This is a genomic window from Lonsdalea britannica, from assembly GCF_946477055.1.
GTDB classification, from domain to species: Bacteria; Pseudomonadota; Gammaproteobacteria; order Enterobacterales; family Enterobacteriaceae; genus Lonsdalea; species Lonsdalea britannica_A.
In genome coordinates this window covers 18,419-32,746 of the sequence record NZ_CAMKXG010000008.1, presented here as the reverse complement: position 1 = coordinate 32,746, position 14,328 = coordinate 18,419, and the positions used below count along the sequence as shown (strand labels likewise).

The following is a 14,328-nucleotide window of genomic DNA, read 5'->3' as shown; positions in this document are numbered from 1 at the left end:
TGGAAGGTCGGCACACTCAAGGCTCCTGCCTGCTGATCCCCTGATACGCTGAGCAGACTGAGCCAGAAACTACGACGCCCGCTAAGCGGGCGTTTTTTATCTGTCGAACCGTAAGAGCCGCCCCCGGCCGATGCCGGGGGAGACCGTCAGGATTTAAGCTGACATTCAATGGCGTGACTGGAGGCGCTCCACCGCCGATCAAGACGGAAGACACGCGGCGGATTTTCATCGCGCTGTCTTGTAGGGTACAGCGGCTTGTCGGGTGAGGTGCCTGTACGGCGTCGTTGTTATAGAACCCGACGTTGATGAAAACAGGGTGTTGGCCGCGCATAGTACTGGCGTGAGCCGCGGCGGCTAACAGACCCAAAGAGTACCAGCCGGATGAGCCAAAAACTCATTGCTCACGCACAGTTTTGACGATGCGTTTCTCCCGCTCTTCTCTCCGCCTCGTGCGGGTCTACCGGTAATAGCGCTGGCGCTGTTTTTGCTGATAGCAGCGCCACATCCAGACCGCGGCGACGGCCAATAGCAGCCATGGCAGCACCTTGAGCGCCATGACAAACAGGCCGCCGAGCAGCATGAAAACGGTGGCCGCCAGCAACGCGGCGAGCACGCCCAGCAGCGACAGCCCGGTCATTAACAGCATAATGAAGAAACCGACGACGAAGAAAATCTCAAACATGGCGTACCCCTGTCAGTGTGATGCCGGACATGGTCCGGCGAAAGTGGCGATCAACGCCTGACAGGAGGTATTACAAGAAGCGTGCCAATGCGGGATTGGCTTAACCCCTTGATTTCACTCGCGGGGTGAGAGTTCGGAGACGTTACGCCCCGGCGAGAATCACTAACTATTAGCGGATTCCACCGCGTCACGCGGCACCAGCAACAGCGCCTTCTCGACGACGGACACATCCGCGCCCGGACGATGGGCGTTTTCACTCAGGTAGCGACGCCAGCGTCTGGCGCCCGGCACGCCCTGGAACAGCCCCAGAATATGGCGCGTGATATGGCCGAGATACGCTCCCTGCGACAGCTCGCGTTCGATGTACGGATAGAGCGACTCCACCACGCTGAACGGATCGGGCGCGGTGTCGGCGCCGAACAGCTCGCGGTCGACCTGCGCTAGCATACCGGGGTTCTGGTACGCCTCGCGGCCCACCATCACGCCATCCAGATGCTGCAAATGTTCGCGGGCTTCGGCCAGCGTTTTAATCCCGCCGTTGAGGGCGATGGTCAACGCGGGAAAATCCTGTTTGAGCTGATAGACGCGCGGGTAATCCAGCGGCGGGATCTCGCGGTTTTCCTTCGGGCTCAGGCCCGACAGCCAGGCTTTACGGGCATGGACGGTAAAATTGTCGCAGCCGCCGCGCGTCGCCACCGTGTCGATGAAGTCGCACAGGAACGGATAGCTGTCCTGTTCGTCGATACCGATGCGGGTTTTTACCGTCACGGGAATGCTCACCACGTCGCGCATCGCCTTGACGCAATCGGCCACCAGCGCCGCATCCGCCATCAGGCACGCGCCGAAGCGGCCGTTCTGCACGCGGTCGGACGGACAGCCGACGTTCAGGTTGATCTCGTCGTAGCCGCGGGCCTCGGCCTGTTTCGCGCACTGCGCCAGCGCAGCCGGATCGCTGCCGCCCAGCTGCAAGGCCACCGGGTGTTCTTCCTCGCTATACGCCAGATAGTCACCTTTACCGTGAATGATGGCGCCGGTCGTCACCATTTCCGTGTACAGCAGCGCCTGACGGCTCAGCAGACGGTGAAAATAGCGGCAGTGGCGATCCGTCCAGTCGAGCATGGGCGCGACGGAAAAGCGGCACAGCGGATAGGCGGCCTGTGCATCGGAGGACGTACGGGGATCTAACGGGTTTTCAGCTTTATTGTCTGGGTGCATGTCTAAACTTTCTGGCGTGTGGAGGCTGTCTCAGCGCGTCGGTAACGGCGTTCGACCGCAGGCCGAACGTATGTTGCATTAATATAACATAAGGTCGCGTAAACTCGCGGATGCCGAGCGCAGAGAACGTGTAGGATGGCGCGTAGCCCCGGAGCAATATCACATAAACGCGACGCGGGACGGCGCGGAACGCCGAAGGCATTGCTACACTTGCTGCGCCGGAGTCATGCAGGCAATACACGTTTTCAGAACGGTTTTTCATGCACTTGGGGGAATTATGCAGTGTGATTTAATCCTGGACGCTGGGTTTTACCGCAATCTTACGACCTACGTTGACGGCCTGCCGTTTCATCTGTTGCAACATAATTTCACCTACGGCGTCTTCTCAAGCCGACAGGATGAGGCGTCTGTCGCCGCCGGTTACGAAGTCTATCCCTATAAAGACCTGTCTCAGGACCGCGCGGCGCTGCACGGACTGCTGGCGGCACGGTTCGCCGACGCGGACGTTTCGACGGTGGTGCTGTGGACCGATCTGGGCGTCGCCCGGCAGGAAATTCTGCTGTATGAAATTCTGATCTGGCTGGCTGATACGCGCGCGGGCGATAAGGTCGCCGTGCGCTGTGTAGACCTCGCGGAGCTGCCCAAGCCTGCGTTTCAGGAAGGAACTGTGGCCTACTATCAGCGGATTTATCGTGATTTCTCGCTGCCGCAAAATAACAATCCCATCACTCCCGAGTTGACCGCTGGCGCACGAAATACGCTGTCGTCGCTCTATCGCGCCGGGCACCTGATCGTCAGACATCAAGACGTGCTGGCGGCGCTGCCGACGCATTTCTTCGACGACATCATTGTGTCTGTCGTGAATGCGCGCTATCAGCCGGTCAAAGTGCTCACCGCGAAGGTGATGTTGTCCCTGTGGGCGAAAGGCTACGCGGAGGTGGAGGATGTGGTGATCATGTCGCGCATTCTGTTTCTGGCCAGCCACGATCCCCGGTTGCAGGTGCGTAAAAACATCTTCGATCAGAACCTGATTTCCAACGTCTATATCAAGCTGAAGTGACGGCGCTGTCCGGCGCGCATGACTCTCACTGACCGAGCGTGGTTTCGCCGTCGATCAATCGCTGCAAGCGGGCGGGAAACGCCTGTGCAAACCGTTGCAGGTGCTCGGTCACGGTATCGACCAGCGCAGAGGCAGGGCGGTGCAGCGGGCGAATCAGGCTGACGGTAAAGGGGACGTCGATGCTGAAACGGCGGACGACCACGCCGTGACCCGAGGCGGCGTAGTCCGCGGCGGTCAGCGGATTGACGATAGACAGGCCCACGCCAGCGCGCACCATCGCGCAGACCGAGGCGGCGCTGTGCGTTTCCATCACCATACTGCGCTCCACGCCCGCCTCCTGAAACAGATGGTCGAGCCACTGACGGTAGCTGTCCGCGCTGGACAGGCTGATAAACGGCTGGTGGCGAAAATCGTCCGGCGTCAGCACCGGCTTGCTGGCGAGCGGATGGTCGGACGGCAGCACGCATACTTCGCTGAGCTGCATCAGCGTCTGACGCTCGGTGCCTGCGGGCGTCGCGCTGTTTTCGGTCAGCCCCAGATCGTGACGCTGCGCGGACAGCCACTCTTCCAGCAGCGGCGACTCCTGGGGAATGATGTGCAGATTGAGCGTCGGGTATTCCGCCAGCAGCGGCTGACACACCTCCGGCAGCAGGGACTGGGAAAAGACCGGCAGGCAGGCGATGGACAGCTGCGCCTGCTGAAAGCGCCGGATATCGTCGGCGGCGCTGACAATCCGGTCGAGTCCGTAGTAAGAGCGCTGGACCTCTTCAAACAGCTGTAGCCCCTGCGCGGTCGGATGCAGGCGGCCGCGCACCCGTTCGAACAACGCCATCTGCATGAGACGCTCGAAGCGCGCCAGCTCACGGCTCACCGTCGGCTGCGACGTGTTGAGCAGGCTGGCGGCTTCCGTCAGGTTGCCGGTGGTCATCACGGCATGAAAAATTTCGATATGTCGCAGGGAGATGGCGGCCACGGTAGACACCTTAGTTTAGGGTAAAGCCATATCATAAATGAATAGACTCTGCGTAAAAGGATATTTGTCTCCCCGGCGGGAGATTTCGCACAATGCAGACATAATTTCATTGATCAGGTTTTGACCCCATGCCGCACGATCTTAATACCGCTTCTCACGCGCTCAACGCAGACAGCCTGCGGGCGCTGCCGTCACGTTTCGGCTGCCCGGTCTGGGCCTATGATGCCGACACCATCGTCAGCCGCATCGCCCAGCTGCGCGATTTCGACACCATCCGTTTCGCCCAGAAGGCGTGCTCCAACATTCACATTTTGGCGTTGATGCGCCAGCACGGCGTCAAGGTCGACTCCGTCTCGCTGGGCGAGATCGAGCGTGCGCTGGCCGCCGGATTCCAGCCGGGAACGCCGGATCATGAAATCGTCTTTACTGCCGATCTGCTGGATCACGCCACGCTGGAACGGGTGGCGGCGCTGAACATTCCCGTCAACGCCGGTTCCGTGGACATGCTGAATCAGCTGGGCGCGGTGTCGCCGGGGCATCCGGTCTGGCTGCGCGTTAATCCGGGCTTCGGTCACGGACACAGCCAGAAAACCAATACGGGCGGCGAAAACAGCAAGCACGGCATCTGGTACGGCGATCTGCCGCTGGCGCTGGCGGCGATTGAACGCCATCAGCTCAAACTGGTGGGCATGCATATGCACATTGGCTCGGGGGTGGACTACGGCCATCTGGAACAGGTGTGCGATGCGATGGTGCAGCAGGTGATCGACTTCGGTCAGGATCTGGACGCTATCTCCGCAGGCGGTGGTCTCTCCATCCCTTACCGTTACGGCGAAGAGTCGATTGATACGCAACACTATTACGGGCTGTGGAACGGCGCGCGTGAGCGCATCGCCGCGCATCTCGGCCATCCGGTCACGCTGGAGATTGAACCGGGTCGTTTCCTGATGGCGGAAGCTGGCGTACTGGTGGCGGAAGTTCGGGCCGTCAAAGCGATGGGCAGCCGTCACTTCGTCCTGGTCGACGCCGGGTTTAACGATCTGATGCGTCCGGCGATGTACGGCAGCTATCACCACATCACGCTGCTGCCGGGAGATGGCCGCGCTGTGGATGGCGCCGCGCTGCGCGACACGGTCGTGGCAGGGCCGCTGTGCGAGTCCGGCGATGTCTTTACCCAGCAGGCGGGCGGCGGCGTCGAAACCATCGCCCTGCCGGACGCCAACGTCGGAGACTATCTGGTCTTCCATGACACCGGCGCCTATGGCGCGTCGATGTCGTCTAACTACAACAGCCGTCCGCTGCTGCCGGAAGTGTTGTTCGAAGGCGGCGAGCCGCGCCTGATCCGCCGTCGGCAGACGGTGGACGAGCTGCTGGCGCTGGAACAGCTGTAATCCCTCTCTCGTCTCTCCCTGCATAGGGAGGGGCATCACCTGCTGGTCTCGTCGTCCTTCACGTCTGTGATAGGTCTCTCCCCGCCTTGTCTTTCCACACGGTTTTCACCGTAATTTCACCCGCTTAATTTGTGTTTGCGCACATAGGTGAATACCGCCGCCAGTCCTAAAATAAGGGCTATCAAATCGTGGCTTTGCCTGATTGACGCCCGTCGTCGCAACACCGTTTCTCTACCCTACGTAACAGATATAACAATAAAGAGGTCATACTATGAACGGCATGGAACCCCTTGGTTGGTATGGAGCATTAATCGGTCTATTCATTGCCATCTTCTTGATTCTGAGAAAAATAAACCCTGTCTATTCGCTGTTTTTCGGCGCCATCGCGGGCGCGGTGATCGGCGGCGCGAGTCTTGATCAGACGCTGGCTTTGCTGACCACCGGGACGCAAAGCGTGATGGGGACAGTTATCCGCGTACTGGCCGCTGGGGTACTGGCTGGCGTGATGATGGAGTCCGGTGCGGCGGAGACCATCGCGCAGGCGGTAGTGAAAAAAATGGGCGAGGGTAAGGCGATTCTGGCGCTGGCGTTAGCCACCATGATCATCACCGCCGTCGGCGTGTTTATTCCTGTCGCAGTGCTGATCGTCGCGCCCATCGCGCTGTCGGTCGGTAACAAGATGGGGATCTCCAAGCTGGCGCTGCTGTTGGCGCTGTCCGGCGGCGGCAAGGCGGGCAACATCATTTCCCCGAATCCGAACGCCATCGCGGCGGCCAACGGTTTCCACATCACCCTGAGCGATGTGATGATCGCCGGTTTTATTCCCGCCGTGGGCGGTTTGCTGATGACGATCCTGATCGCGGGGTTGTTGAAAAACAAAGGCGCCAAGGTGACCGAAGAGGAAGTCGCCGCGCTGTCCGCGCATCAGCCCGCTGGCGACAAGCGCTACCCGCCGCTGCATCAGGCCATCGTTGCGCCGCTGGTGGCGGTGATCCTGCTGATGATTAATCCTATCGGCTCGATCCTGCATATCCCGCTGCTCTCCGAGTGTAAGCTGGATGCGCTGTACGTCCTGCCTATCGCGGGGATCGTCGGCCTGCTGGCGATGGGGCAGCATCGAAAACTAATCGCCTATACCGCGTCCGGGTTGGAGAAAATGACGGCGACGGTGCTGATCCTGATTGGCGCCGGGGCGATAGCCGGTCTGATTGCCGCGTCGAACCTGTCGACGCAGGTGGTGGCGCTCATCAACCTGATGGGGATCTCCGGCACGTTCCTGGCGCCGATCTCCGGGATCCTGATGGCGGGGGCCACGGCCTCGACGTCCACCGGCGTGATTCTGGCGACCGGCACGTTCGGCAGCGCCATCGCCAACGTCGGCGGCAGTCCTATCGCCTCTGCGGTTATGGTGCATACCGGGGCAACCGTGATCGACTCTCTGCCGCAGGGCAACTACTTCCACGTGACCGCTGGCAGCATGAACATGGCGCTGCGCCAACGTATGTCGCTCATTCCTTATGAAGCGATGGTGGGTGGCACCATGACGATAATCGCCACCGTGCTGTACGGTCTCCTTTAACCCGTGACGAGATGATTCCTATGAAACATGAAACCTTTGTACTGGCGCCGGATTCATTCAAAGAGAGCATGACCGCGAAAGAGGTCTGCGTGGCGATGGAGAAAGGGCTGCGCAAGGTCTTTCCCGAAGCGAACTACATTCATGTCCCGATGGCGGACGGCGGCGAAGGCACCGTGCAGTCGCTGGTCGACGCCACCCACGGCGAGCTGTTTCATCTGTCGGTGACCGGGCCGTTAGGTACGCCGGTGGACGCGGTCTACGGCATCATGGGCGACGGTGATGTGGGGGTGATCGAAATGGCCTCCGCCAGCGGTATCCACCACGTCAATGCGCAGACCCGCAACCCGCGGGTGACGACGACCTACGGCACCGGCGAACTGATCCGCGCCTGTCTGGATAAGGGGATAGAAAAAATTATCCTCGGTATCGGCGGCAGCGCGACCAACGACGGCGGCGCGGGGATGGCCGAAGCGCTCGGCGCTCGCTTCTTCGACGGCGACGATAAACCGCTGCCGCGCGGCGGCGGGGCGCTCGGACAGCTGAAGCGCATCGACGTCAGCGGAATGGACCCGCGTCTGGCGCAGGTCGAGATCATCGTGGCCTGCGACGTCACCAATCCTCTGTGCGGCGAGCAGGGCGCTTCCCACGTCTTTGGACCGCAGAAGGGCGCGACGCCGGAGATGGTGGCGCAGTTGGACGCCAACCTGTCTCACTATGCCGACGTGGTGTTACAGCAGTTGGGCAAATCCGTGGCGACGGCGCCGGGAGCAGGAGCCGCGGGCGGACTGGGTGCGGGGCTGATGGCCTTCACGCGCTGTGTGATGCAAAAAGGCATTGATATCGTCATCGAATACAGCGGCCTGCGGGACACCTTACAGGGGGCGGACTACTGCTTGACAGGCGAGGGCCGCATCGACAGTCAGACCCGCTTCGGCAAAACGCCTTACGGTGTGGCGAAGACCGCGCAGGCGCTGCGGGTTCCGGTGATCGCTGTGTCCGGCTGCGTCGGCGACGGCATCGAATCTCTCTATGAGGAAGGGATCGACGTCATCTTCGGGATGATCCCGCGCGCCGATCCGCTGGCGTCGTTGCTGCAAGAGGGGCCTGCGAATATGGAACGGGCCTGTGAAAACATCGGCCGCTTAATCCGACTTTCCCAGGCGAGAGTGGCGTCCAGAAGTTAACCCCGGCGTTTCGTCGGGGAGCGATCATGCTAGGCTGAGTGTGCAGGCGAGCGCGGTGTTGCCGCGCGCCTGCGTCACCGTCTGGAGAACATACATGTCGGATTACCATTTTGACGCCACGCTGGCCGGTGCCATTGTCGCGCGCACGATGCAGATCATCGAGTGCAACGTGAACGTGATGGATGCGACGGGGAGAATCATCGGCAGCGGCGACAAGGAGCGTATCGGCGAAATTCATGAGGGCGCGCTGTTGGCGCTCACGCAGGAGCGTATCGTCACCATCGACGACGCGTCCATGCATATCCTGCAGGGCGTGAAGCCCGGCATCAATCTTCCTCTGCGGCTCGACGGCGTGATCGTCGGGGTGGTGGGCCTGACCGGTCAGCCGGACGGACTGCGTCAGTATGGCGAACTGGTCTGCATGACGGCGGAAATGATGCTGGAGCAGGCGCGGCTTATGCAGCTGCTGGCGCGCAATAGCCGTCAGCGTGAAGAGCTGGTGTTGAACCTGATCCGCAGCGACACCTATTCCGACACGGTCAGTGAATGGGCGAGGCGGTTGGGGATAGACCTGCATAAACCGCGCGTCGCGCTGGTGGTCGAATTGGACAGCGGCCAGCTGGGCGTCAGTACGGCGATGACCGAGCTACAGCAGTTTCAGAATCTGCTGACGGAGCCGGGCATGGCGTCGGAGCGGGAAGAGGGGCTGATGGCGATTGTCTCGTTGACCGAGATGGTGGTGCTACAGCCGCTGTCCGAACACGGTCGTTGGGATCCCGAGGCGCATCTGCGACGCATCCAGCTGCTGTATCAGCGTCTGCATGATGAAAGCCCCCTGCGGGTGCGGCTGGCGTTGGGCAACTTTTTCCCCGGCGAAGGCGGCCTGCAACGCTCCTATCAGACGGCGAAGACCACCATGAAAGTGGGCAAACAGCGTCAGCCTGACGCGCATTGCTACAGCTATCAGGACATGGCGCTGCCGGTGCTGCTGGACAGCCTGCGCGGCGGTTGGCAAGCCAATGAGCTGATGCAGCCGCTAAGACGGTTGCGGGCGATGGACGGCAACGGGATCTTTCGCAAAACCCTCTACAGTTGGTTCTGCTATAACCTGCAAAACACGGTCACGGCCAACGCGCTGTACATTCATAAAAATACGCTGGAATACCGTTTACACCGCATCTCGGATATCACCGGACTGAACCTCTCTCGCGTCGACGACCGCCTGCTGCTGTATATCGCGCTCCAGCTGGAAGAGGGGTGACTCGCCGCGTCGGCTATGGATGGGCGGCGGTGGCGTAAGGTCCGGGCCGGACGGAATCGCGAATTTTCAGCTCGCCGGCGAACGGCTTCAGCGGGGCGGCTTCCTCGCCCGAAATCAGACGTAGCGCCTGCTGAATGGCGGCGCTCATCATCTCTTCGATCGGCAGATACACCGTCGATAGCGACGGATTCAGAAAGGCCGCGTTCGGCTCGTCGTCAAAGCCGAACAGGGACAGATCGTCCGGCAGCGTCTTGCCTGCTTCGCTGAACGCCTTCATCGCGCCGATACACATATCATCATTGCTGGAGAACAGCGCGCTGAACTCGGCCCCGCGGGCCAGCAGCGCATGCGCGGCGAGATAGCCGCTCTCCACGCTGCTATCGCCGTGGACGATCCGCAAGGGATCGATCGCCAGACCGTGGTGGCGCAAGGCGGCTTCATAGCCGGAGAGACGAGCCTGTGAGGTCGGCGTGGTCATCGGGCCGGTGATGCAGGCGATCTCCCGGTGACCTTGGGTGATCAGATAGTCGACGACCTGAAACGCCGCGCTGTGCTGTTCGAAGACGACGCTGCGATCGCGCCTTTGCGGCAGATCGCGGTTAATCACCACAATCGGGACGCTGGACTCGGCCAGGAGCGTCATCAGCTCCTGCTCGGACATATGACGGGTATAGAGGATGATGGCGTCGCAGCAGCGGTCGGCCAGCAGTTCGACGGACTGGCGTTCGTCTTCCGGCGTATCGTGCCCGTCGGTGACGATCAGGTGTTTGCCGCTGCTCTCGGTCAGTTCTGCGGCTCGTCGCAGCAGGCGGCCGAAGTAGGGGCCGTCGAAGTGGGAGACGACGAGCCCAATGCTGTTGGAACTGCGATTAGCCAGCGAGCGCGCGAGAAAGTTAGGCCGATAGCCCAACTCGGCCATGGCCTTGAAAACGGTGTCCCGCGTGCTGGCTTTTACCTGGCCGGTGCCATTAAGCACGCGCGACACTGTCGCTTTCGAAACACCGGCGTGGTGAGCCACATCAAGCATGGTTTTCATGGCGGTATACCCGTTTTCAGTTGATCGGTCTGAGTTCGCATACTATCACAAGGGCGAAAAAGCGCGCACAGGGGGCGGAAGCCGCTCGTTTAAGCGCAGAAATAGCCCTAATCACCCGGCGTGATTACATGGTGGGTCAGAATTTTACAGATGGTTGCACTTCGTGCAGTTATCTTGCGATTCGCGACTAGAGAATAAATAGCCGACTCTCTAGAGTGAGAGTCCCAGAGGTATTAATGGGTGATAAGTGGATGTGATGTTCACCATGAACCATATTTATTTCACCAACCTACGCAGATGCGTAGGTTTTTTTTTGCCTGTCGTTTACCCGCGCGCTTGCGACGTTCTGTTCCTTTAGCTACCTGCCTGAACCGACCTTTTAGCGCCCGCTCGGTCACCCCTGTGATGCGGTTCGCCTTCTCCTCCCGTTTTTGGTCGCCGTATCGTGCCAGCACATGTCGTAAAGACGCTTATTCTGGTGGCAATGGGTTGGCTATAGTATTTTGTGCCATTAAATTCGTTTAAAGCTCCGCGAAGCACAGCGGCTAAATCGCGTGCCAGCGAGGGTTTTACCTAGGGAGATGGGATGATTTATAACGCACTACGCTGGCTGTTGCGTCGCCTGTACCGTATCGAAATCACCGGGGATGAACGTGTCTTCCGGCAGTCAAAACTCCTGATTACGCCGAACCACGCTTCGTTTATGGACGGCGTCCTGCTGGCTTTATTCCTGCCTCTGCAAGAAAAACCGATCTTTGCCGTCTACTCCACCATTGCCGACCGCTGGTTTATGCAGTGGACGAAGAAGTTTGTGGACTTTGTGGCGCTGGACCCGACGCAGCCGATGGCCATCAAACACCTGATCCGCGTGGTGGAGCAGGGACGTCCGGTGGTGGTGTTCCCGGAAGGGCGCATCACGTTGACCGGCGCGCTGATGAAAATCTACAGCGGCGCGGCGTTTGTGGCGGCGCGTTCAGGGGCGACCGTCGTCCCGGTCCGGCTGGAAGGGCCGGAGTTCACGTTCTTCGGACGTTTACGCGGTGTGGTGCGACGTCGTCTGTTCCCGCAGATTTCCCTGCATTGGCTGCCCGCCGTGCAGCTGCCGATGCCGGATGCCAGCAGTGCGCGTGAGCGCCGTGAGCTGGCGGGCGAGCATCTGCACCGCATCATGATGGAAGCCCGCATGGCGGTGCGACCTCGCCATACGTTATATCAGGCATTTTTGGCCGCCTGCGGCCGCTATGGCTACGGCTCCTCCAGTATTGAGGACGTCGCCATGCAGGAAGACAGCTACCACGGCCTGCTGAAGAAATCGCTGGGGGTGTCGCGGATCCTGCAACGCTTCACCGCGGATAAAGAGCACGTCGGCCTGCTGCTGCCGAACGCGACCGTCACCGCCGCCGCTATTCTGGGCTGCTCCCTGAGCGGACGTGTCCCGGCAATGCTGAACTACACCTCCGGGACGAAAGGGCTGCAAAGCGCGATTTTGGCAGCCAGCCTCAAAACCATCGTGACCTCCCGCCAGTTCCTTGAGAAAGGCAAACTGACCCATCTCCCCCAGCAGGTGAAAGAAGCCAACTGGGTTTATCTGGAGGATCTGAAAGGGACGGTGACGATCGCCGATAAGCTGTGGATCCTGTTCCATCTGCTGTTCCCCGCGCAGGCGATGGTGCCGCAGCAGCCTGACGATGCCGCGATGATCCTGTTTACCTCGGGTTCGGAAGGTCACCCGAAAGGCGTGGTGCATACTCACAACAGCCTGCTGGCTAACGTCGAACAGATCCGCACGGTATCCGACTTTACGCCGCAAGACCGTTTCATGTCCGCGCTGCCGCTGTTTCATGCCTTTGGGCTGACGGTAGGGTTGCTGACGCCGTTGATGACCGGCGCCAAAGTGTTTCTGTATCCCAGCCCGCTGCATTACCGCATCGTGCCGGAGCTGGTGTATGACCGTAATTGCACCGTGCTGTTCGGCACCTCGACCTTCCTGGGCAACTACGCGCGCTATGCGCACCCGTACGACTTTGCGCGGTTGCGCTATGTGGTTGCCGGTGCCGAAAAACTGTCGGAGACGACGCGACAGATTTGGCAGGAACGCTTCGGTATTCGCATTCTGGAAGGCTACGGCGTGACGGAGTGCGCGCCTGTCGTGGCGATTAACGTGCCGATGGCGGCGAAACCCCATACCGTCGGACAACTGCTGCCGGAGATGGAAGGACGCCTGATCCCGGTGCCGGGGATTTCCACGGGCGCTCGTTTGCAGCTGCGTGGACCGAACGTCATGAAAGGGTATCTCCGCGTCGAACAGCCCGGCGTACTGGAAGCGCCTGCCGCCGAAAACGCGCAGGGCGAGCGGGAAGACGGCTGGTATGACACCGGCGATATCGTCACGCTGGATGAACAGGGGTTCTGCGCCATCGTGGGGCGCGTGAAACGCTTCGCTAAACTGGCGGGCGAAATGGTCTCGCTGGAGAGCGTGGAGCAGTTGGCGTTGCAGGCGTCTCCGGACGCGCAGCACGCGGCCAGCGCGCGTAGCGACAGCAGCAAAGGGGAAGCGCTGGTGCTGTTCACCACCGACGCCGATCTGACGCGTGACCAATTGCAGGCGCAGGCGCGCCAGCACGGCGTCCCGGAGCTGGCGGTGCCGCGCGATATTCGCTATGTGAAGGCGCTGCCGATGTTGGGCAGCGGCAAGCCGGATTTCGTCACGCTGCGTAAGATGGCGGAAGATCAGGAGCACACCGCATGAACCCTGTCTCAACGCCAACGACGCCGCTGCTTTCACGAGGCATGATCGCCGTGATGGCGGCGCAGTTCTTTTCCGCCTTCGGCGACAATGCGCTGCTGTTCGCGACGCTGGCGCTGGTGAAATCGCTGCTGTACCCCGACTGGAGCCAGCCGTTTCTGCAGATGGGATTCGTCGCGGCCTATATCCTGCTCGCGCCGTTTGTCGGCCAGTTTGCGGACAGCTTCTCCAAAGGCCGCGTCATGATGATGGCGAATGCCCTGAAGCTGGCGGGCGCGCTGCTGATTTGCGTGGGCGGCAACCCTTTCCTCGGCTATACGCTGGTCGGCGTTGGCGCGGCGGCGTATTCGCCCGCCAAGTACGGCATTCTGGGTGAAATCAGCCACGGCGATCAGCTGGTGAAGGCCAACGGCCTGATGGAAGCCTCCACCATCGCCGCCATTCTGATCGGTTCGGTCGCGGGCGGTATGCTGGCGGACTGGCATTTGGGCGCTGCGCTCGGCGTCTGTGCGCTGGCCTACGGCATCGCGCTGGCGGCTAACCTGCTGATCCCGCGTCTGAACGCGGCGAAAAGCGGCAGTTCGTGGCATCCCCGGCAGATGGTCGGCGCTTTCATCCATGCCTGCCGGATGCTGTGGACGAACGGTGAAACGCGATTGTCTCTGCTGGGCACCAGCCTGTTCTGGGGCGCGGGCGTGACGCTGCGTTTTCTGCTGGTGCTTTGGGTGCCGCTGGCGCTGGGCATCAGCGACAACTCGACGCCCACGCTGCTCAACGCGATGGTCGCCGTGGGGATCGTCTTCGGCGCGGCGGCGGCCGGACGTCTGGTGACGCTGAAAACCGTGCGCCGCTGTCTGCCCGCCGGGGTGATGATCGGCGTGATGGTGGTGTTCTTCACGCTACAGCACAGCCTGTTCGGCGCCTACACCTGCCTGCTGATCCTCGGTGCGCTAGGCGGTTTCTTCATCGTGCCGCTCAATGCGCTGTTGCAGGAAATCGGCAAGGCCAGCGTCGGCGCGGGCAACGCCGTCGCGGTGCAAAACCTGATGGAAAACGGCGCGATGCTGCTGATGCTGGCGCTGTACTCGCTGGTCGTGAAGCTCGGCGTGCCGGTGATGGCCATCGGGATTGGCTTCGGCGTGCTGTTTGCGCTGGCGATTGCCGTCCTGTGGGCATGGGGATGCGTTAAGCGTTGATGACG

At 61.0% G+C, this 14,328-nt stretch carries 11 protein-coding genes; 7 read left to right on the top strand and 4 right to left on the bottom strand.

Going from position 1 to position 14,328, the window contains the following annotated elements; translation table 11 throughout:
* Positions 1-457: 457 nt before the first annotated feature.
* Together pspG and dusA are read right to left on the bottom strand one after the other, a co-directional pair.
* Entirely contained in the window at positions 458-682 is a 225-nt protein-coding gene (gene pspG / locus Q7O77_RS01545; protein WP_085651099.1) for an envelope stress response protein PspG, read from the bottom strand.
* Between the two features lie 162 nt (positions 683-844).
* Positions 845-1,897, bottom strand: a complete 1,053-nt coding sequence (gene dusA, locus Q7O77_RS01540) for a tRNA dihydrouridine(20/20a) synthase DusA (RefSeq protein WP_304162828.1) — start codon at positions 1,895-1,897, stop codon at positions 845-847.
* 277 nt (positions 1,898-2,174) lie between these two features.
* Between dusA and Q7O77_RS01535 the strand changes: the two genes are divergently transcribed.
* Positions 2,175-2,957 (top strand): hypothetical protein, encoded by a 783-nt coding sequence (locus Q7O77_RS01535; RefSeq protein ID WP_304162826.1) that lies wholly within the window; start codon positions 2,175-2,177, stop codon positions 2,955-2,957.
* Between the two features lie 25 nt (positions 2,958-2,982).
* Here the strand turns inward: Q7O77_RS01535 and Q7O77_RS01530 are convergent, their stop codons facing one another.
* A complete protein-coding gene (locus Q7O77_RS01530; protein WP_085651102.1) occupies positions 2,983-3,930 on the bottom strand; it encodes a LysR family transcriptional regulator in 948 nt (315 codons plus the stop codon).
* 128 nt (positions 3,931-4,058) lie between these two features.
* Here Q7O77_RS01530 and lysA point away from each other — a divergent pair, with 128 nt between their 5' ends.
* The 4 genes from lysA (at position 4,059) to Q7O77_RS01510 (ending at position 9,345) form a co-directional block, all read left to right on the top strand.
* The gene (lysA, locus tag Q7O77_RS01525; RefSeq protein ID WP_304162823.1) at positions 4,059-5,321 is read left to right on the top strand and encodes a diaminopimelate decarboxylase; all 1,263 of its coding nucleotides are present in this window, start codon (positions 4,059-4,061) and stop codon (positions 5,319-5,321) included.
* Positions 5,322-5,601: 280 nt separating this feature from the next.
* Entirely contained in the window at positions 5,602-6,900 is a 1,299-nt protein-coding gene (locus Q7O77_RS01520) for a GntP family permease (protein WP_304162821.1), read from the top strand.
* Between the two features lie 20 nt (positions 6,901-6,920).
* Positions 6,921-8,084, top strand: coding sequence for a glycerate kinase (locus Q7O77_RS01515; RefSeq protein WP_304162819.1), 1,164 nt, complete (start codon positions 6,921-6,923; stop codon positions 8,082-8,084).
* Positions 8,085-8,178: 94 nt separating this feature from the next.
* Positions 8,179-9,345: a CdaR family transcriptional regulator gene (locus Q7O77_RS01510; RefSeq protein WP_304162817.1), complete on the top strand. Its 1,167-nt coding sequence runs from the start codon at positions 8,179-8,181 to the stop codon at positions 9,343-9,345.
* Between the two features lie 13 nt (positions 9,346-9,358).
* On the opposite strand, the gene Q7O77_RS01505 is transcribed toward Q7O77_RS01510, so the two are convergent.
* The gene (locus tag Q7O77_RS01505) at positions 9,359-10,381 is read right to left on the bottom strand and encodes a LacI family DNA-binding transcriptional regulator (RefSeq protein WP_304162814.1); all 1,023 of its coding nucleotides are present in this window, start codon (positions 10,379-10,381) and stop codon (positions 9,359-9,361) included.
* Between the two features lie 586 nt (positions 10,382-10,967).
* Here Q7O77_RS01505 and aas point away from each other — a divergent pair.
* Together aas and lplT are read left to right on the top strand one after the other, a co-directional pair.
* Positions 10,968-13,130, top strand: a complete 2,163-nt coding sequence (gene aas / locus Q7O77_RS01500; protein ID WP_304162810.1) for a bifunctional acyl-ACP--phospholipid O-acyltransferase/long-chain-fatty-acid--ACP ligase — start codon at positions 10,968-10,970, stop codon at positions 13,128-13,130.
* On the top strand, positions 13,127-14,323 hold the full coding sequence (gene lplT / locus Q7O77_RS01495) for a lysophospholipid transporter LplT (RefSeq protein WP_304162807.1): 1,197 nt from the start codon (positions 13,127-13,129) through the stop codon (positions 14,321-14,323). The genes aas and lplT overlap by 4 nt, the downstream gene beginning before the upstream one ends.
* The last annotated feature ends 5 nt before the right edge of the window (positions 14,324-14,328 follow it).

Bases quoted from the DNA above. Each gene is read 5' to 3' on its own strand.
- pspG (WP_085651099.1), bottom strand. From the start codon at position 682: ATGTTTGAGATTTTCTTCGTCGTCGGTTTCTTCATTATGCTGTTAATG.
- dusA (WP_304162828.1), bottom strand. From the start codon at position 1,897: ATGCACCCAGACAATAAAGCTGAAAACCCGTTAGATCCCCGTACGTCC.
- Q7O77_RS01535 (WP_304162826.1), top strand. From the start codon at position 2,175: ATGCAGTGTGATTTAATCCTGGACGCTGGGTTTTACCGCAATCTTACG.
- lysA (WP_304162823.1), top strand. From the start codon at position 4,059: ATGCCGCACGATCTTAATACCGCTTCTCACGCGCTCAACGCAGACAGC.
- Q7O77_RS01520 (WP_304162821.1), top strand. From the start codon at position 5,602: ATGGAACCCCTTGGTTGGTATGGAGCATTAATCGGTCTATTCATTGCC.
- Q7O77_RS01515 (WP_304162819.1), top strand. From the start codon at position 6,921: ATGAAACATGAAACCTTTGTACTGGCGCCGGATTCATTCAAAGAGAGC.
- Q7O77_RS01510 (WP_304162817.1), top strand. From the start codon at position 8,179: ATGTCGGATTACCATTTTGACGCCACGCTGGCCGGTGCCATTGTCGCG.
- Q7O77_RS01505 (WP_304162814.1), bottom strand. From the start codon at position 10,381: ATGAAAACCATGCTTGATGTGGCTCACCACGCCGGTGTTTCGAAAGCG.
- aas (WP_304162810.1), top strand. From the start codon at position 10,968: ATGATTTATAACGCACTACGCTGGCTGTTGCGTCGCCTGTACCGTATC.
- lplT (WP_304162807.1), top strand. From the start codon at position 13,127: ATGAACCCTGTCTCAACGCCAACGACGCCGCTGCTTTCACGAGGCATG.